This window comes from Geotalea uraniireducens, assembly GCF_027943965.1.
Lineage (GTDB): Bacteria > Desulfobacterota > Desulfuromonadia > Geobacterales > Geobacteraceae > Geobacter > Geobacter uraniireducens.
On record NZ_AP027151.1, the window covers coordinates 400,236 to 417,044 of the forward strand.

A 16,809-nucleotide genomic window follows, 5' to 3' on the forward strand; every position below is an offset into this window, starting at 1 on the left:
CCGATTTTGTGCGCGATTTTGCGGTCTGCCCGTTCCTGGTCAAATGTCGCTAAATGAGGCCGGATGGGCCATTTCGCCGGTCAGTTGTCTGCCGGAGTTGCAAATCGGTCAGAGGGAGTTTGTACGATGCAGTTGACAATCAAACGGAAGATGGGGCTGACGCTTGGCCTGACGCTCTTGGGGATGGCGGTAATTGTGGTGTTTATGCTGATCGGCTTCGCCAAAGTGCAGCGGCATCAGCTGGCCATGGAAAAGCTAGCGGCTGTCAATACTTCGGCGTTGCGGGGCAATATTGCCATGCTCAAGGCGCGGGAGTACGAGGCAGAGTTTTTTGATCGGCACCAGGATAAATGGGTTGCCCGGGTGAAGGAGTCAGTCGATAAGGTAAACGTCCAACTGGATGCCATTTCCGCCAACAACGCTGATCCGAAGATCAAGGGATGGGTGGAGAATGCCCGAAAACTGGCCACCCAGTATGTCGGCCAATTCGAAAAGCTTTCCCAGAAAGCATTGGCAAGTGATTTCAAGGACGAGTCGTTGAACGAGGATCGGGAAGATTTGCGCGACATCATCAACGAGTTCGAGCCACTTCTCGACAACTACATTCCCAAGCAGGTAGGGGCAAGTTACCAGGAGGCGAGCAAGGCGCTCAATCACGAGTTGGTTCTGACACGAATCCAGATTCTGGCAGCGATTATTGTTGTTGCGCTAACCCTGCTGGCCTGCCTCCTGACCATCTCCGTCGGTCTCATCTCCTCGCTGCGCAAGGTCGTTGAACGGCTGTCTGATATCGCCGATGGCGATGGCGACCTGACCAAGCGGATCGAACTCCAGAACAATGATGAACTGGGCGAGCTGGCTGCCCGGTTCAACAATTTCGTTGAAAAGCTCCATGTGATAATTGCCCAGGTATCCCACAATACCCTGCAGGTCGCATCATCCTCGTTCCAGCTCCAGGCAACCGCCGGTCAAATGGCCGAAGGAGCCGAGAAGGCAGCAAGCCAGGTCGGTGCTGTGGCCTCAGCCAGCGAAGAGCTGGCAGCCACCAGCTTCGAGATTGCCACTAACTGCGGCAATGTGGCAGAAAGCTCGCGGCTGGCCAATGATTCGGCCCAGACTGGAGCCCAGGTCGTTCAGAAGACGGTTGAGGTGATGGCCCGGATCGCCGATCGGGTAATGGATTCGGCTCGGACCGTCGAAAGCCTCGGTAGCCGGAGCGACCAGATCGGTGAGATTATTTCCACAATTGAGGATATTGCCGATCAGACGAATCTGCTTGCCCTTAACGCTGCCATCGAAGCGGCCAGGGCCGGCGAGCAGGGACGTGGCTTTGCCGTCGTTGCCGACGAGGTGCGGGCATTGGCAGAACGCACTTCCCGAGCAACCCGGGAAATTTCCCAGATGATCAAGGGAATCCAGGACGAGACCAAAGGGGCGGTTTCCGCCATGGAGCAGGGGGTCAGAGAAGTGGAGAACGGCAGGTCCGAGGCGGCTCGTTCCGGAGAAGCGATCCAGGCGATTCTGGAGCAGTTCCGGATGCTCGATGCTCAGGTCGGAGAAATTTCAACGACCGCCGACGAGCAGACCCGGACCACGACGGAAATCAGTTCCAGCGTGATGGAGATTACCGATATTATCGAAGCGACGGCGGCGGGGGCCAATGACTCGGCTGAAGCGGCCGCCGGCTTGGCCCATCTTGCCGAAGAACTGAAACAACTGGTTGGGCGGTTCAAACTGGCATCTTGAGCAAGCGAGGTTTGCGTTTTCCCGATAACGGGAAATTTACATCCTGAGGAGGAAATGATGGCCCTGATTACCTGGAGCGACGGTCTGAGTGTTAAGGTGCGGCAGTTCGACGACCAACACAAGAAACTGGTGGAGATGGTCAACCAGCTGCATGATGGGATGAAAGCCGGTAAAGGAAGCCAGGTCTTGGGGGATATCCTCAAGTCGCTCATTTCGTATACCCAGACCCATTTTGCCGCCGAGGAGCAGTTGATGAGAACGCACAACTACCCCGATTTCGAGGCGCACAAAAAAGAACATAACGCCCTCGTCATGCAGGTCCTTGATCTGCAGAAGCAACTGCAGGGCGGCAAGCCGGTGCTGACCCAGAATGTGATGAACTTCCTCCGTGACTGGCTTACCAAGCATATCCAGGGGGATGACAAAAAGTACGGCCCCTTTTTCAACGGGAAAGGCGTCGCCTAGTACGCCGGCCGGCGGTAGGCCTGCTCGGTAATGGAACGAACCATGCATGGGTGATGAGGATGGCGTGATGCTCCGATTTGCAGGCTTGCGAGCATTCGGTGGAACTGTGCCGGAAGGTTTTTTGTTCTGAAGGTTGCCTGGTAGCCGGATCAAATTATTGACGCTCCGCTGTTTGTTGGGGGCGTCAATAAATTTCCTGGCCGGTGCCCTCGATCATGGTTGACCGCAGAGAGTAAATCAATACTGTAATTACAGCAATGTGCAGAGAAGGAGACAAATTATGGCCAATGTACTGATCGTAGACGATTCTTCGACCATGCGGAAGATCATTTCGCGGTCGCTCCGCCAAGCGGGACTTCCCATTGACGAAATCTTCGAAGCCGGCGATGGTATTGAAGGATTGAATGTCCTTTCCGGCAAAGGGGTTGACCTGATCCTCTCGGATATCAATATGCCGAACATGGACGGCCTGGAGTTTATCAAGCAGGCGCGGGCCAACGGCCACAAGGCCCCGATCGTGATGATTACCACCGAGGGGGGGGAAGATATCCTCAAGGAGGCAATGAATAACGGCGCCAGCGACAGCATCAAAAAGCCATTTACCCCGGACCAGTTGCATGAGAAACTCGGAGGGCTGCTATGAGCCTGAATAATGATGTGGCTGAATCAGCCAAGCTGAGCGAAGAGGATGTCGCCGGCTACATCATCGGCGCCACCAAGGAAGTCTTTGGCACTATGGTGATGATGGAACTTGAGGACCAGTATCCGCTTCAGGAGCCGGTCACCAAATTCCATTGCAGCGTTACCGGGATGGTCGGCCTGGCCGGTACCTATACCGGCATCCTTTCCATCCATTGCCCACAGGAGTTCGCTTTGCGGATCACCTCGTCCATGCTCGGCATGGAGGTGGAAGAGGTCGGTGAAGATGTGAACGATGCGCTCGGCGAGATTGCCAATATGCTCGGCGGCTATGTCAAAATGGTGCTTTCCAAGGGCGGGCTTGATCTCCATCTATCGGTCCCGACCGTCATCTCCGGCGAAGAATACACTTTGAATGCCATGGCCGATACCGATTGCGTCATCATCCCCTTCGTCAATGACGGAGAACGGTTTCTGGTTGGGCTGAAGCTGCAGAAAGAATCCTAGCAGGAGCGCTTTTGAATCATGGAAGGTTTTGCTACCCTCACTTCCGTAGTTGATAATGCCTTCAAACAAGCCGCAGAAGACAGCGGCATGCTCCTTGGGCAGGAACTTACCATCGGTGAGGCCGATCGGATCGCGACCAACCGCCAGACGTACTTCTGCGATATGGATGATCTCTGCTTTGTTGCGGAAATCACTTCCAGTGGCGAATTTGCCGGTAAGTTCTATACGGTAATCGGTTTGCGGGATGCCATCTGTATGAGCGGCTATTTGCTCGGGATTCCGCCGGCTCGTATTAATGAAAAACGCCGGCTGGCCATTATGGAGGATGACGATGTCGATGCGTTCTCCGAGATTGTCAACCAGGTGGTTGGTTCGTTCAATTCAATTTTTCAGCCCGCCTTCACCAATAAAGTCCACCTGAAGGTTGCCCCGCCGCAAAAGTTCATCCCCGAGACGACCGAGATCACCGAGACTGAGCCGGTTCCTGACAGTGAATACCTGCTTTTCCGCGGCCGGATGGAGATGGCGGGACAGGAGATGGGCTACCTCGATCTGCTGATTCCTGCTCCACTGGCCGAATTGTTCGACCCGCCGGAGGTGGTTGAGGAAGAACCCGCGGCTGTTGCGGTTGAAAGCGATGCGGAGTCTGAAGCGGCACCGGGGGCTGACGACGGAGCCGACGAATCGGATGTCACGGCCGGTGAAGAGGCGGCTGTCACAGTTTCTCAGGCCGCTTCGTCGCGTAAGGTGCTGATTCTGGAAGACGACGACGGGGACCGGCAGCTGCTGCGGGAATTTTTGGCCAGCCGCGGCTATGAACCGATCGAAGCGGGGCTCGATGCCGATATTCGGGAAATCCTTGCTACCGGTGGGGTCAGGTTGGTCGTCCTCGGAATTCATAATGGCGATGATCGAGACATGGCAGTCTGTATCAAGATCAAGTCGCTTACCCAGGAGGAGGCGCTGCCGATCATCATGTGTGCCCGCGAATGGACCCGCTCGGCAGTGCTGAAAGCGGTGAAATACGGTGCCCGGGATATCATCGTCAAGCCATATCAGCCCGAGGATGTTGCTGCCAAAGTTGAAAAGTTTCTTCGCGCTGCCTAGCGTGTTCCCGAGCCAGCCGTCCTTGGCAGTCAATAGTCAAAAATGTGACTTTTTGTCAAAACCTCTTTGACATAACTGCTCCCCAACCGTCTATTCCCGCCGATAACCACCCATTCACAGGTTATTTTCCTTTTACAATCACGGCACGTCTTTTGCCGTAAGCTACGGAGAGATTTTATCTTCGGCTGGTTGCGGTCGACCAATCCTGCCGGCAAGCCGGTGGCTACAGGTGTTATGTGAGAAATTGTGCGACTGAAATCTGGAATCCAGTGTTGGTCCGTTTTGCTCGATGCTGTTGGGGCATCGCGGTTTTCAGCCTGATCTGTCTTGGCGGGAACAGAGCCTGGGCAGGCGAATCAAATCGTCTGTTTGCCGTTTCGGTCCGCCCGCATGCCGGCTTTACCAGGCTAGCCCTGAAGCTTGAACAGGATCCCCGTTATTCCCTGTCATTTCTCAGCGGTAATCGGGTGCGGCTTGAACTTCACGACACCGACGGCAGCCGCTGGAAGCGGTTGCGCAGCTATGCCGACGGACACGTTAAGGGGTGCCGGATAACCCGCCGGGGGGGCGACTTGTTGGTGACGGTGGCGGTTAAGGGCGATCCCCATGGCGTTCGGGCCATTTCTATCGCCGGGACAGCGACGCTTGCCCTCGATGTCGGGTCGGAATTGACCCCTCCTCGTCGTTCGCCATTGTCACAGGGACGTGAAGGGATCAAGGTCGGAGTGGCACAACTGGTTACCAGTTTCGATCCGCCGCTCAAGTCGGAAATTCCGTTCCTCCCCTCAGATCGACGCGTGTTGGAAAAAAAACTCCCGCCCGAGGAGATCTCCCAGGTCTTTGCCGGAGAGGCGGCACTTTACCATGGGAATGGCGGCGAAGCTGAAACGATTTTTGCACCACTGGCGATCCGGAGAGGCCCGGCCCAGGCCCTGGCACTTTATCGGCTCGGCGAGGCGAAGTACATGCTGCAAAAGTATGGTGAGGCGCTGGCGGCATTCCAGGGCGGTGAAAAATTGTGGCCGGAGTTTCTCGTTGCCTCTCCTGCGACGACGTTCTCTTATGCCGACAGTATCGTCCGCAAGGGTGATCTCGAACGGGGGAGAAGACTTCTCGACCAGCTGATCGCCCGGTTGGCAGACAAAAGTTACGCGCCGATCCTGCTGGTCAGGCTGGCCGATATCCTGAGCCGACAGGGTAAGGATATCGAAGCGGTTGCAATCTATCGCACCGTGGCCGACGGGTTCCCCAACAACAAGGCACGATACCAGGCGCGGATGAAGCTTGCCGACCGGCAGCTCGTCTCGCTGGAGCCGGCCGTTTTTGAAGGCCTGGCGCAGAATTACCTGGACATCTATCAGCAGGGGGGCGATTTTGCCCTGCGTGAGGAAGGGCTCTTTAAAGCGGCGCTCCTTGTTGCCCTCTATGGTGATGCTGCGCAGGCATATACCTTGATGAGTGAATATGAGCGGAAATTTTCCCATGGTGTGTACGTTACCATCGCCCGTGGGGTTCGCGAAGAGCTACTCGTGCCGATCTCTCGGCAGTTGGTTGCCGCCGATGATCGTGACGGGCTGGTTAAACTGGCGCTCGACAACAGGGAGTTTCTTGCCAAGTGTCTTACCGAGCCGGATTTTATTGCCAAACTTTCGGCGGCATTTGCCACGGGAAATCGGCGCCCGGATGAGGTTAAACTGTATTCGTTCCTGATCGGCAAGGAGTGGGGCCGGAATCCGCTGCTTTACCAAGCGCTGATTGACGATGCGGAAGTCCTGGGCGACCTGCCCTTGCTGGAAAGGGCGGCCGGCGACTTTGTCCGGGATTTTCCCGATCATCCCTCGGCGCAGGGATACCGTGAGCGCCTGGCTGTCTTGGCGTTTAACCGGGGCGACATGTCGCAAGTGGTGATGCGACTGTCGGACCTTCTGCAAGAAAAACGGCATCCCGAGGCGATAGAAAGCTTGTACTATCTCGGCAAAGCCATGGATCGCCTTGGCAACCATCGCGGCGCCGAACGTGCCATGCTTCGCTTCCTGACAGAAAACCGCCAACATAGCGGCGGTACCACGCTGGTCCCCGATGCCTACTATGTAGCAGCCACCGCCTGTCTGAGCCGGAATGACCGGATAGATGCCGTAGCGCTGTTCCAGGCTGGTAGTGAGGTTGCGCCTGCTGGCGCCCGGGATCCGTTTGTCTACAAGCTGGGAGAGCTTGCCCGAAACGAGAAACGGTACGCCGATGCGGTCCGCTACTTTCAGACCGTTGTCCGGGAAGGAAAAGATCCGGAATGGAAAAAAATGGCCAGCCAGGCCTTGGCCGACATGGAACTGAGCCGTCAGTTAGCCCAAAAACTTCCCGTGTCAAAATGATGACTATTTTGGAGATAAACCCGCTTGGTCACGCTCTGTAGTTGGGCTGCAGTGGCGCCGGTTGCGGTAGCCCAGGCGCCTCTTGCCGCTATTGTGTCAAGTGTTGACAGGGATCCGTGGTGTAACTTGGTTGAATGTCAGGCGTATCAGGAATGTGTGTGGTGCTGGTACGGCTTTTGCTGACAGGGTAGGTCGGGGGAAAGGAGAGAAGCAATGCCGATTGATGGTCTGTTCAATACTACGATTCAGGTGCTGGCGAAAAGCATCGACATGCGCGCCAAGAACCACACCATGTTGTCCGCAAATTTGGCTAATGCTGAGACGCCCAATTATACGCCCTCGGTCCTTTCGTTTGAAGATGAACTGAAGAGCGCTTTGAAAGGAAAGCATGGGGGGACGCCGGCTCTGACGAATCCCCGGCATATCCCGCTGAAGGGAAATTCTTCCAGCATCCAAAGTGTCCAGGGGGAAGTAGTGAATATCGCTTCGTCCGATACCGGCAAGGATAACAATGGGGTTGTACTAGAGACGGAGATGACGCAGCTGGCGGAAAACCAGATCATGTATAATGCCTCGGTCCAGATGCTGGAGAATAAATTCACGGATTTAAAATATGCGATAACGGGGAGTAAATAATGGATTTCTTTAGTGCAATGCACATCAGCTCCTCCGCGCTTTCCGCAGAAAGAACGCGGATGAATCTCATTTCCAGCAACCTGGCGAACGCCAATTCGACCCGCACTGCTGCCGGAGGCCCGTACAAGCGGAAGGACGCGGTGTTTGCCGCCACCCAGGTGGGAGAGACATTCAACAGTACCTTTGACCGGCTGCGGCAGGAAGGGAGTCCGATGGGGGTGCAGGTTTCCCAGATTATCGAGGACCAGAACCCTCCCCGCCTTCAGTACGATCCATCCAATCCCGATGCGAATGCCCAGGGATATGTGGCGCTGCCCAATGTTAATGTGGTGGAGGAAATGGCCGACATGATCGCGGCTACCCGGGCCTATGAGGCGAATGTGACGGCGGTACAGGCAGCGAAGAGCATGGCTCTGAAAACTTTGGAGATAGGTTCGAGGTAATATTTTTTGCGCTGAAGGTGCGAAAGCGGCATGAACCCGCTTATAGATGTTTATCGACCATCAACAAAGAAACTTTAGCCGATCCAGGAGGATGATGTGGTGAACGGTATCGAGAGCGGAATTGGCATTACTCAGGCGTTTCCAACTGCCGGCGGGAGCGATGCGAAAACGACGACCCTGGCAGACGATGCCGGAAAGTTTTTTAATGAACTTGTCGGCAAGGTCAACGACATGCAGCTTAAAGCCAATACTGCCGTTCAAGAGTTGTCTACCGGCCAATCGCAGGGACTCCATGAAGTAATGATCGCCATGGAGGAGTCAACGATCTCCTTTCAGTTTCTCACCCAGGTGCGGAATAAGGCGGTTGAGGCGTATCAAGAAGTAATGCGGATGCAGGTATAATGGGCGCGCCTTACCGATGTGACCTTTCAATAAACGGTTTCTGTTACTTGCTGGAGTTTATAAATGCCTGAAGGTCTGAAAAAGCTGCTGCAGCCGTTCATGGCCCTCCCCCCCGCCAAGCGTTGGGTGGTTGGCGGGGTTGTGGGGGTGTCGGTGATCGCCTTCTCTCTGTTGATCATGATTGCTAATCGGACCGATTACCGGCCGCTCTTTACCAATCTGACCACCGAGGACGCCGGTGAAATCGTCACCAAGCTGAAAGAACAAAAAGTCCCGTACCGGATCGCTGCCGATGGCAAGGCGATTCTCGTCCCTGCCGAGAAGGTTTACGATCTGCGGCTGTCACTGGCTTCCGATGGCCTACCCCAGGGTGGCGGTGTCGGTTTCGAGATTTTTGATCGCAAGAACTTCGGTATGACCGAATTTGTCCAGAAGCTGAACTATCAGCGGGCACTCCAGGGTGAACTATCACGGACCATCAGTCAGATTGCCGGCGTCGAGCAAGCCCGGGTACATCTGGTTATCCCGGAAAAATCGCTTTTCAAGGATAGTGAAAAGCCGCCCACTGCTTCGGTCGTTTTGAAAGTGAAGGGCGATCGGGTTCTGCGCGACAGCGAAGTCCAGGGAATCATCCATCTGGTGGCGTCGGCGATAGAGGGACTGGATACCGATCATGTTACTGTTCTCGACAATCGGGGACGGCTCTTGTCCCGCAATAATCCCGGCGATGCGACGAGCAAGATGACCGCTGCGATGCAGGAAGTCGAGCGGAACTATGAGCGGAGTACCGAAGAGCGTCTGCAGTCGCTACTGGACCGGGCCGTCGGAAGCGGTAAATCGGTTGCTCGGGTCTCGGCGGTTTTCGACTTCCGGCAGGTTGAGAAGTTCGAGGAGAAGTATGATCCGGAAACCGTCGTCAGGAGCGAACAGCGCAGCGAGGAGAAACTCGGTTCGGCCAACGCCGTGGGGGGGGTCCCGGGCGTACAGACGAATCTCGGTAAAGCTCCGGCCGGCGCCGGGACCAACGGCGGTGGCAGCAAAAGCGACGAAACCCTCAATTACGAGGTGAGTCGCTCCACCTCCCGGACGATTGAGCCGGTCGGTACCTTGGCCAAGGTTTCCGTGGCGATCATGGTCGATGGCAAATACGATGCGCCGGTTGGCAAGGATGGCAAGCCGGGTAAACCGAAATATACCCCGCTTTCCGCCGACGAATTGCAGAAAATCGACGCCCTGGTCAAGAGTTCCGTCGGCTATAACGCCCAGCGTGGCGACCAGGTTACGGTGGTCAACGTCCCCTTCCAGGATACGGGCGATACGGGTGTCGATGAGGCGGGGAAATGGTGGAATGCACCGGTCTTCCTGGCACTGCTGAAGAACGGCCTGATCGGCTTCGGTTTCCTGGCGCTACTCTTCTTCGTGGTGCGGCCGCTGATGAAGATGCTCCGGCCTGAGAAGAAAACCTCTTTCGAGCCGCTGCCGACCACTGAGGAAACCATCAACCAGATCGCCGAAGCCCATCGGCTGCAGATCGGTAACCAGACGGTCAGCCAGATGGAACTGATCAACAAGGTGAAAGAGGAGCCGTATCAGGCGGCGCAGATCATCCAAAACTGGCTGCGCGAACAGCCACAGGAAAAGTAACACGGTATAGCGGCAGAGCAAATTCAAGTTTCGAGGCTGTTACATGGATGGTACTGACAAGGCGGCGATTTTGCTCCTCTTTCTCGGTCCGGAAGCGACTGCGAAGGTCTTTGAGCACTTGGCCGACGACGAAATAAAGAAGATCTCCAAGAGCATGAGTAAGCTGGGCCATGTTCCCCGCAATGTCATCCAGCAGGTTATCGACGAGTTCAACGAGATGACCAATCCAGAAACCGGCATTTTCTCCCAGGGAGAAGAGTTCGTGCGGAAGATTCTGGAGCAGACACTCGGGCCTCAGAAAGCGGAAATGTTGCTCAAAGAGCTCCAATCGGCCAGCTTCGGCGATATGGTCGACATTCTGGCCAACATGGACGGCAAGACCATTGCCAACTTCCTTTCCCAAGAACATCCGCAGACCATTGCGGTGATCCTTGCCAAGCTGCGGGCCAAGCAGACGAGCGAAATCATTTCCATGCTCCCGCAGGAACTCCAGGCAGAAGTGGTGTTGCGGATTGCCGACGTCGATCAGGTGTCGCCGGAGATCCTGGCGGACATCGACGAAGTGATCAAGCGTGAGTTGACCTCAATGGGTGGCATCCAGCGGTACAAGGTCGGCGGGGTCGAAAAGGTTGTCGACATGTTCAACCATCTGGATCGGAGCAAGGAAAAACAGATTCTCGAAAAACTCGATGTTCTCAACCCGCCTCTGGCGGAAATCATCCGCAAGCATCTCTTCACGTTCGAAGACATCTTCAAGCTGGACGATCGCTCCATCCAGGCGATCATGCGCGAAGTGTCCAACGATGCCCTGACTTTGGCGATGAAGAGTTCCGCCGACGAGATCAAGGAGAAGATTTTCCGCAATATTTCCAGCCGTGCAGCCGAGATGATCAAGGAAGACCTGGAAGTAATGGGGCCGGTTCGCCTCTCGGATGTGGAAAAGGCCCAGTCAGAAATCATCAAGATTGTCCGCCGGATGGAGGAGGAAGGCAAGGTGGTGCTTGCCGGCCGCGGAGGAGACGATGTCCTCGTCTAAGCTGTCTAGAATCATCAAGGTGGGAGCAGCCGATTCCCATCCCCTGTCGATCACTTCCTACGATTTCGACATCGTCTTCGACGAACAGTCGCCCCGGGAGGACCTTCCGGAATCTACAGGTTTTGTCCCGCTCTTCCTTGGCGGCCCGTCGCCGCGGGTTGCTCCCGATCCTGTGCCCCCCCCCGTTGAAGAAACAGTGGCTTCTCCCCCTGACCTGCCGGGGATGGTGGTGCTCAGTGAGGAGGAACTTCAATCTAGGGTTAACGAGGTCTTCCAGAACGGCCTCGAAGAGGGACGCCGACAGGCGGAGCGCGGCCTGGCCAATGTATTCAAGTCGCTGCGTGATGGAGTCGCCGCACTTAACGAATTACGCAGCAGGGTCGTCAAGGAGAGCGAGGAGGATTTGCTTAAGCTGGCTGTAATGATCGCTCGCAAGGTCATCCAGCAGGAAATCACCCAGAGTCCCCGGGTATTGTCCCGAATTGTCGCTGCCGCGGTCAGCGAATGTTCCGAGCGTGACCGGGTGGCGATCCATCTTAATCCGAACGACTATGCGGTAGTTGCCGCTGACCGCCAGGTATTCCTCGGCGCCCTCGGCGAAGAAGGCCAGATATCGCTCATTTCCGACGACGCGATCGGTCCCGGGGGGTGCCTGGTGGAAACCGCCACCGGTACTGTCGATGCCCGGATCGAGGCCCAGCTGGATGAGTTGTACCGTGCACTCCTTGAAGAGCGGAGTACGCCGGTAGATGTCGTTTTGCCTGCCATAGGGGAGAATCTCTATGCCGAGGCGTAGGATCGATCTCGCCCGTTATTTCCCCGCGGTTGAAAACGTCAAACCGATCCGGTTCCATGGCAAGGTGACCCAGGTTGTCGGGCTGGTGATCGAGGGATATTGCCCCGATGCGGCGGTTGGCACCCTGTGTCATGTCCATCCCCATGACGGGGAACCGATTCCAGCGGAAGTGGTCGGTTTTCGTGACAGCAAAACTCTGCTGATGCCACTTGGCGAATTGCGGGGGATCGGCCTCGGTTGCCTGATTTCCGTCAAGCGGAAGAAGGCGTCGCTCGGTGTCGGCCCGGGATTGCTTGGCCGGGTCATTGATGGCCTTGGCGAACCGATCGACGACAAGGGGGGGCTTGTTACCCGCGAGGAATATCCCATCTATGCCAATCCGGTCAATCCGATGAAACGGCGACCGATTCGCAAGCCGCTCGATCTCGGGATCAGGGCTATTAATGGTCTATTGACCTGCGGTGAGGGGCAACGTGTCGGAATCATGGCGGGCTCTGGTGTCGGAAAGTCGACACTGCTCGGCATGATAGCCCGCTATACCGAAGCCGATGTGAACGTGATTGCCCTGATTGGCGAACGGGGTCGTGAGCTGCGGGAGTTTATCGAAAAGGACCTCCAGGAAGAGGGACTGAAAAAATCGGTGGTAGTCGTTGCCACTTCGGACCAGCCGCCGCTGGTCCGGATGCGGGGCGCCTATATTGCCACCACCATTGCCGAGTATTTCCAGGCGCAGGGGAAGAAGGTCCTCCTGATGATGGATTCGGCCACCCGATTTGCCATGGCGATGCGCGAGGTGGGACTGGCGATCGGCGAGCCGCCGACTACGAAGGGGTATACTCCGTCGGTGTTCGCCGCCCTGCCGAAACTGTTGGAGCGGACCGGCAATTTTCTCGACGGAAGTATCACCGGCCTCTATACGGTACTGGTCGAAGGTGATGACTTCAATGAGCCGATTTCCGACGCCATGCGAAGCATTCTTGACGGGCACGTTATCCTTAACCGGGAACTGGCCGCGCGGGCCATCTATCCTCCCATCGATGTTTTGGGGAGTGCCAGCCGGGTAATGATGGATGTCACAGAAGCGCAGCAGCAACGGTTTGCCAGCCGGTTCAAGGAACTGCTGGCTGCCTACCGGCAGGCCGAGGATCTGATTAATATCGGTGCCTACAAACCGGGAAGCAATAGTACGATTGATTATGCGCTGGCGAAGATGGACGGGATGCTGGCCTATCTCAAGCAGGGGATTCATGATGGGGTAACTCTTGACCAATCCGTTCAGGCCTTGGGAGATCTCTTCGACGAGGGGATGGCACTCTGATTGCACTGATAGCCTGTGTGGGGAATTGCCCCGCGGTAACAGTTTGTAACACGCTTCGTCCGGAGACAGGGTCATGATGCACAAACAAGGATTTCAGCTGCAACAGGTTCTCAATTACCGCAAAGAGGTGGAGAAAGCTCGGAAACTGGAGTTCGTCACGGCCAAGAGGGAGTTCGAAAATGCTAGCGAACTTCTGCAGCGGCACGAGGCCGAAGCCGATCGTGCCAGGGTTGAATTTAACAACCGGCAGGCGACGGGAATTTCGGTGAATGAGTTGCAGATGTATTCCAATTTTTTCAGCAAGAAAACCTGCGATATCCAGCAGCAGCGTTGCCAGGTGAGCAGCCTGGGCCAAGAACTGACCGAAAAGCGGGAAGTGTTGCTGGATGCCGCCAAGGAAAAGAAATCTCTGGAACTGTTGAAAGAGAAACAGCTGATGGCTTTGCGGCGGGAGCTTGCTGAAAAGGAACGGAATTTCCTCGACGAGTTGTCCGTTCAGCGGGCGGTTCGCTGATGCGAGTGTCTATTCCCCTTGGGATCGTGGCTGTGGCTGGATTACTTTTGCTGGCTATTTCCTCTTCCTCACCGCGGAGCGACGAAGCCCATGCGGCGACCGATGCGGGCTCCCGATATGCCAGCTCCCGGAGTGGCGCCGACGAAGCGGCGGCACTGGAGCTGAAGCGTCAGCAGCTTGCCGCGCGGGAGGCAGCCGTTGCTATCAAGGAGCAGGAACTGAAAAATCTGGCGGCGACGCTTGATGCCCGGGTCAAGGAACTCGATGCCGCCAAGGCGGCCCTCGACCAATCGCTGGAAGCGCGGAAGAGTGTTCAGCAGGCGGAGTTCCAGAAAATGCTCAAGGTTTACAATGCACTCCGCCCGGCCGAGGCTGCGGGGCTGTTGGATAAGTTATCCGAGGGGCAGGAGATGGAGATTCTCAACCAGATGGATCAACGTCACCTCACGAAGCTCCTGCCGCTGATCAAGCCCGAACGGGCATTGAAGTGGACCCGGCAGAATCTGGCAGACAAATAACTCCAAGCCGGTATTTCCGACTGGGAAGATAACGTATTTAGTTCTTTGACAAGTGAATATAAAGGCTTCGGCAGGAGTCGAGAAGACTTTGGCCGAAGCTGCTCCATAGTGAAAGGAGGTGAAAACGATGCAAATTGCACAGATGCTCCAGATCGTGCCGCCAGCTGCCCAGACATCCGGTACCGCATCTGAAGCTGCTGGAACCTCCTCCGGAGAAGCCGGGCTGTTTGCCGCACTTTTCGCCGGGCTGTTAGGCAAACCCGTCGAAATGCCTGCCGGCGCGCAACTCCTTGCCGGTACGGCAAAAACGGCGGCTTCAACCAAGGAGCAATCCGCCAAGACTGATGAGACCGCTTCCGTCCAAGCGCCGGTAGTGGCTCTGGCTCCGGTTGCGTTGGTTTCCACGTCGACTGCTATTCCTCTGACCGATCCGACAGCCACAACGGCGACTGCGGGTAAGGGGGGCGCAACTCCGGTAACAGCACAGCCAACCCATCCTTCGGCAGATCCGACCGGCGCCTTGCCGGTAGCCAAGCAGAATGGAGACGACACGGGGAGTAAGCAATCCCCGAAGCAGGAGTCGTTGGTGGCGTCGACAACCAGCACGGCTATGCCGTCAGGGAACAAGGTGTTTGCCGTTCCTCCCGGTGAAGCCGTGGAGGTCCTGCAGGTAACGGTTGCCGATTCGGGCTGCCAACCGGCAGTCGGTGGTAAATTAGCCGCTGGAGGTAAATTGCCGGAAGTTCCTTTGCCGGACGAATCGACAACCAGCCAGCAGCCTGTTGGCGACAAGTCGGAAGTTCGCACTGCAGCCCTGACGACAGCTCCCGCCGGACGGCTGGTGGTTCCGGCAAGAAGTGGCGGGCAGGATGGTCGCCAGATCGAAGCGGCAGCGCCCGAAACCAAGGGAACGGAACCCTCGTCAGGAGAGTCCCAAGCTCCTAAAGTGGAAGTTGTTGTGCGAAAGGAGCTTGGCGAGCAACAGTTCGCAGATCATCGCGAGCTGGCAGGCGACAGGAAAGAAGGCGACACCGGAAAGGACCAGGGGATGCCGCAGCATGTTGCCAGCGATGGAAGCAAGGCAACGCCAACCGTTCCGGACAACCGTTCGCAGTCGAGCGGGGAAACGCAGCATGCTCTCCGCGACAGTGTCATGTCTCAGGTGAAGGATGCTCTGGCAGCGCGACAGTCGGCCGGTAACGGCCAGATCGCGATCAAGCTCAATCCGGCGGAGCTGGGAGAGCTCAGAATCAACGTCCATGTCGTCGATCAGCACGTCAAAGTAGAAGTGCTGGCAGCCAACAGCCAAGTGCGGGACGTCCTCCTCAACAACCTCGACTCCCTGAAGGAGAGCTTCGCGCGGCAGAATCTGACCATGTCCGGCTTCAATGTTTCGACCGGTGGTGGCCAGGGGTCAGGACAGTTTTTCCGCGATGCGTGGGGGAACAGCCAGGGGATGGCAAATTATTCACTAGGCCAGAGTGCGGCGGAAGAGTTGCCGGTAGCGGTCAATACGACCGATTATTACACTGACCGACGGGATAATTCACTCGTTGATGTACGATTCTAAGAAAGGAGGTTTATAAGATGATAACTGGGATAACAAACACTACGACCACCACAACTTCAGCCGCCGACGCGATGAAGCAATCAACCGGCCTGAATTCGAACGACTTTCTGCAACTGTTCATCACTCAGCTGCAAAACCAGGATCCACTCAATCCTCAGGACAGCTCCCAATTCATCACCCAACTGGCGCAGCTTACCCAGGTAGAACAGTCGTACAACACCAATACCAACCTGCAGAATCTGCAGACGGCCCTGAACGGCTCCAACAGCCTTTCGGCGGTTTCGTTCATCGGTAAACAAGCGACGGTGCAAAGCGATGAGGTCGGCTTGACCTCGGGGACCGCTGCTTCGCTCGGCTACCGGCTTCCGGCAGATGCCGCCAAGGTGCTGATCGACATCAAGGACAGCGCAGGCAATACAGTGAGAACGCTGACGCTGGGACAAACTGCTACCGGCGACGGGACAGTCATTTGGGACGGTAAGGACGCTGCTGGCAACCAGCTTCCCTCCGGCACCTACACCTACTCGGTGGCCGGCATCAATAGCAACAACGAGGAATTCAGCGGTACGGCACTGCTGACGGGGACGGTCAGCAAGGTCAATCTGGAGGGCCAGGAGCCGGTGCTGACCATTGGCGGCATCGACGTTTCGTTGTCCAATCTACTTTCAGTAAAGGGGTGATTGAGGGTGATCGATCCGATCTATTTTCCCGAACCGCTTCCCATTAGCCCGGCGCAAAAACCGGCAACGCCGCAATCGACCAAGACCGGCGCCAGCACGTCCGATTTTTCCAGGATTCTCGACGGCAAGCTCCCGGCGTCGGGAGTCAAGTTCTCCCAACATGCCCAGGAACGACTCCGGGCGCGGGGGATTACTCTTAGCGATGCCGATATGCAGAGGCTGGCCGGTGCGGTAGAGAGTGTCGCCCAGAAGGGGGGGCGCGAATCGCTGATCATGCTGGGCGATGCGGCGCTCGTGGTAAGCGTCAAAAACAAGACCGTCATTACCGCCATGGACCGGGCGAGCATGCAAGGGAATGTGTTCACTAATATCGATTCAGCTGTGGTTTTTTGAGCGCGTGGCTCGGTAGCGACTCTACC

General features: G+C 56.4%; 18 protein-coding genes. All 18 read left to right on the forward strand.

What is annotated here, in order from left to right:
• Positions 1 to 126: 126 nt before the first annotated feature.
• The 18 genes from QMN23_RS01860 to QMN23_RS01945 all read left to right on the forward strand — a co-directional run bounded on the left by QMN23_RS01860 (position 127) and on the right by QMN23_RS01945 (position 16,783).
• The gene (locus tag QMN23_RS01860; RefSeq protein ID WP_282001424.1) at positions 127 to 1,746 is read left to right on the forward strand and encodes a methyl-accepting chemotaxis protein; all 1,620 of its coding nucleotides are present in this window, start codon (positions 127 to 129) and stop codon (positions 1,744 to 1,746) included.
• A gap of 54 nt (positions 1,747 to 1,800) precedes the next feature.
• Complete coding sequence (locus tag QMN23_RS01865) at positions 1,801 to 2,211, forward strand: bacteriohemerythrin (protein WP_282001425.1); 411 nt, start codon at positions 1,801 to 1,803, stop codon at positions 2,209 to 2,211.
• A gap of 280 nt (positions 2,212 to 2,491) precedes the next feature.
• Entirely contained in the window at positions 2,492 to 2,854 is a 363-nt protein-coding gene (locus tag QMN23_RS01870; protein WP_282001426.1) for a response regulator, read from the forward strand.
• Positions 2,851 to 3,357 carry a chemotaxis protein CheX gene (locus QMN23_RS01875; RefSeq protein WP_282001427.1) on the forward strand — a complete coding sequence of 169 codons (507 nt, stop codon included), beginning with the start codon at positions 2,851 to 2,853 and terminating at the stop codon, positions 3,355 to 3,357. Before QMN23_RS01870 ends, QMN23_RS01875 begins: the two co-directional genes overlap by 4 nt.
• Positions 3,358 to 3,375: 18 nt before the next feature.
• Positions 3,376 to 4,464 carry a response regulator gene (locus QMN23_RS01880; protein WP_282001428.1) on the forward strand — a complete coding sequence of 363 codons (1,089 nt, stop codon included), beginning with the start codon at positions 3,376 to 3,378 and terminating at the stop codon, positions 4,462 to 4,464.
• A 467-nt stretch (positions 4,465 to 4,931) separates the two neighbouring features.
• Complete coding sequence (locus QMN23_RS01885; RefSeq protein WP_282001429.1) at positions 4,932 to 6,833, forward strand: tetratricopeptide repeat protein; 1,902 nt, start codon at positions 4,932 to 4,934, stop codon at positions 6,831 to 6,833.
• 213 nt (positions 6,834 to 7,046) lie between these two features.
• Positions 7,047 to 7,469, forward strand: coding sequence for a flagellar basal body rod protein FlgB (gene flgB / locus QMN23_RS01890; protein ID WP_282001430.1), 423 nt, complete (start codon positions 7,047 to 7,049; stop codon positions 7,467 to 7,469).
• Positions 7,469 to 7,912, forward strand: coding sequence for a flagellar basal body rod protein FlgC (gene flgC, locus QMN23_RS01895; protein WP_282001431.1), 444 nt, complete (start codon positions 7,469 to 7,471; stop codon positions 7,910 to 7,912). The genes flgB and flgC overlap by 1 nt, the downstream gene beginning before the upstream one ends.
• 96 nt (positions 7,913 to 8,008) lie before the next feature.
• Positions 8,009 to 8,314: a flagellar hook-basal body complex protein FliE gene (gene fliE, locus QMN23_RS01900; protein ID WP_282001432.1), complete on the forward strand. Its 306-nt coding sequence runs from the start codon at positions 8,009 to 8,011 to the stop codon at positions 8,312 to 8,314.
• A 63-nt stretch (positions 8,315 to 8,377) separates the two neighbouring features.
• Positions 8,378 to 9,958 carry a flagellar basal-body MS-ring/collar protein FliF gene (fliF, locus tag QMN23_RS01905; RefSeq protein WP_282001434.1) on the forward strand — a complete coding sequence of 527 codons (1,581 nt, stop codon included), beginning with the start codon at positions 8,378 to 8,380 and terminating at the stop codon, positions 9,956 to 9,958.
• 43 nt (positions 9,959 to 10,001) lie between these two features.
• The gene (gene fliG / locus QMN23_RS01910; protein ID WP_282001435.1) at positions 10,002 to 10,994 is read left to right on the forward strand and encodes a flagellar motor switch protein FliG; all 993 of its coding nucleotides are present in this window, start codon (positions 10,002 to 10,004) and stop codon (positions 10,992 to 10,994) included.
• Positions 10,981 to 11,790 carry a FliH/SctL family protein gene (locus QMN23_RS01915; RefSeq protein WP_282001436.1) on the forward strand — a complete coding sequence of 270 codons (810 nt, stop codon included), beginning with the start codon at positions 10,981 to 10,983 and terminating at the stop codon, positions 11,788 to 11,790. The genes fliG and QMN23_RS01915 overlap by 14 nt, the downstream gene beginning before the upstream one ends.
• On the forward strand, positions 11,777 to 13,108 hold the full coding sequence (fliI, locus tag QMN23_RS01920; RefSeq protein ID WP_282001437.1) for a flagellar protein export ATPase FliI: 1,332 nt from the start codon (positions 11,777 to 11,779) through the stop codon (positions 13,106 to 13,108). The genes QMN23_RS01915 and fliI overlap by 14 nt, the downstream gene beginning before the upstream one ends.
• A gap of 73 nt (positions 13,109 to 13,181) precedes the next feature.
• Positions 13,182 to 13,622, forward strand: coding sequence for a flagellar export protein FliJ (gene fliJ, locus QMN23_RS01925; RefSeq protein ID WP_282001438.1), 441 nt, complete (start codon positions 13,182 to 13,184; stop codon positions 13,620 to 13,622).
• A 32-nt stretch (positions 13,623 to 13,654) separates the two neighbouring features.
• Positions 13,655 to 14,140 carry a MotE family protein gene (locus tag QMN23_RS01930; protein ID WP_282001439.1) on the forward strand — a complete coding sequence of 162 codons (486 nt, stop codon included), beginning with the start codon at positions 13,655 to 13,657 and terminating at the stop codon, positions 14,138 to 14,140.
• Positions 14,141 to 14,267: 127 nt separating this feature from the next.
• On the forward strand, positions 14,268 to 15,710 hold the full coding sequence (locus tag QMN23_RS01935; RefSeq protein ID WP_282001440.1) for a flagellar hook-length control protein FliK: 1,443 nt from the start codon (positions 14,268 to 14,270) through the stop codon (positions 15,708 to 15,710).
• Positions 15,711 to 15,727: 17 nt separating this feature from the next.
• Positions 15,728 to 16,390 carry a flagellar hook assembly protein FlgD gene (locus QMN23_RS01940; RefSeq protein ID WP_282001441.1) on the forward strand — a complete coding sequence of 221 codons (663 nt, stop codon included), beginning with the start codon at positions 15,728 to 15,730 and terminating at the stop codon, positions 16,388 to 16,390.
• Positions 16,391 to 16,396: 6 nt separating this feature from the next.
• Entirely contained in the window at positions 16,397 to 16,783 is a 387-nt protein-coding gene (locus QMN23_RS01945) for a TIGR02530 family flagellar biosynthesis protein (protein ID WP_282001442.1), read from the forward strand.
• The last annotated feature ends 26 nt before the right edge of the window (positions 16,784 to 16,809 follow it).

What these genes read in the sequence shown, in the direction of transcription:
- QMN23_RS01860 (WP_282001424.1), top strand. Translation starts at nt 127, where the DNA reads ATGCAGTTGACAATCAAACGGAAGATGGGGCTGACGCTTGGCCTGACG.
- QMN23_RS01865 (WP_282001425.1), top strand. Translation starts at nt 1,801, where the DNA reads ATGATGGCCCTGATTACCTGGAGCGACGGTCTGAGTGTTAAGGTGCGG.
- QMN23_RS01870 (WP_282001426.1), top strand. Translation starts at nt 2,492, where the DNA reads ATGGCCAATGTACTGATCGTAGACGATTCTTCGACCATGCGGAAGATC.
- QMN23_RS01875 (WP_282001427.1), top strand. Translation starts at nt 2,851, where the DNA reads ATGAGCCTGAATAATGATGTGGCTGAATCAGCCAAGCTGAGCGAAGAG.
- QMN23_RS01880 (WP_282001428.1), top strand. Translation starts at nt 3,376, where the DNA reads ATGGAAGGTTTTGCTACCCTCACTTCCGTAGTTGATAATGCCTTCAAA.
- flgB (WP_282001430.1), top strand. Translation starts at nt 7,047, where the DNA reads ATGCCGATTGATGGTCTGTTCAATACTACGATTCAGGTGCTGGCGAAA.
- flgC (WP_282001431.1), top strand. Translation starts at nt 7,469, where the DNA reads ATGGATTTCTTTAGTGCAATGCACATCAGCTCCTCCGCGCTTTCCGCA.
- fliF (WP_282001434.1), top strand. Translation starts at nt 8,378, where the DNA reads ATGCCTGAAGGTCTGAAAAAGCTGCTGCAGCCGTTCATGGCCCTCCCC.
- fliG (WP_282001435.1), top strand. Translation starts at nt 10,002, where the DNA reads ATGGATGGTACTGACAAGGCGGCGATTTTGCTCCTCTTTCTCGGTCCG.
- QMN23_RS01915 (WP_282001436.1), top strand. Translation starts at nt 10,981, where the DNA reads ATGTCCTCGTCTAAGCTGTCTAGAATCATCAAGGTGGGAGCAGCCGAT.
- fliI (WP_282001437.1), top strand. Translation starts at nt 11,777, where the DNA reads ATGCCGAGGCGTAGGATCGATCTCGCCCGTTATTTCCCCGCGGTTGAA.
- fliJ (WP_282001438.1), top strand. Translation starts at nt 13,182, where the DNA reads ATGATGCACAAACAAGGATTTCAGCTGCAACAGGTTCTCAATTACCGC.
- QMN23_RS01935 (WP_282001440.1), top strand. Translation starts at nt 14,268, where the DNA reads ATGCAAATTGCACAGATGCTCCAGATCGTGCCGCCAGCTGCCCAGACA.
- QMN23_RS01940 (WP_282001441.1), top strand. Translation starts at nt 15,728, where the DNA reads ATGATAACTGGGATAACAAACACTACGACCACCACAACTTCAGCCGCC.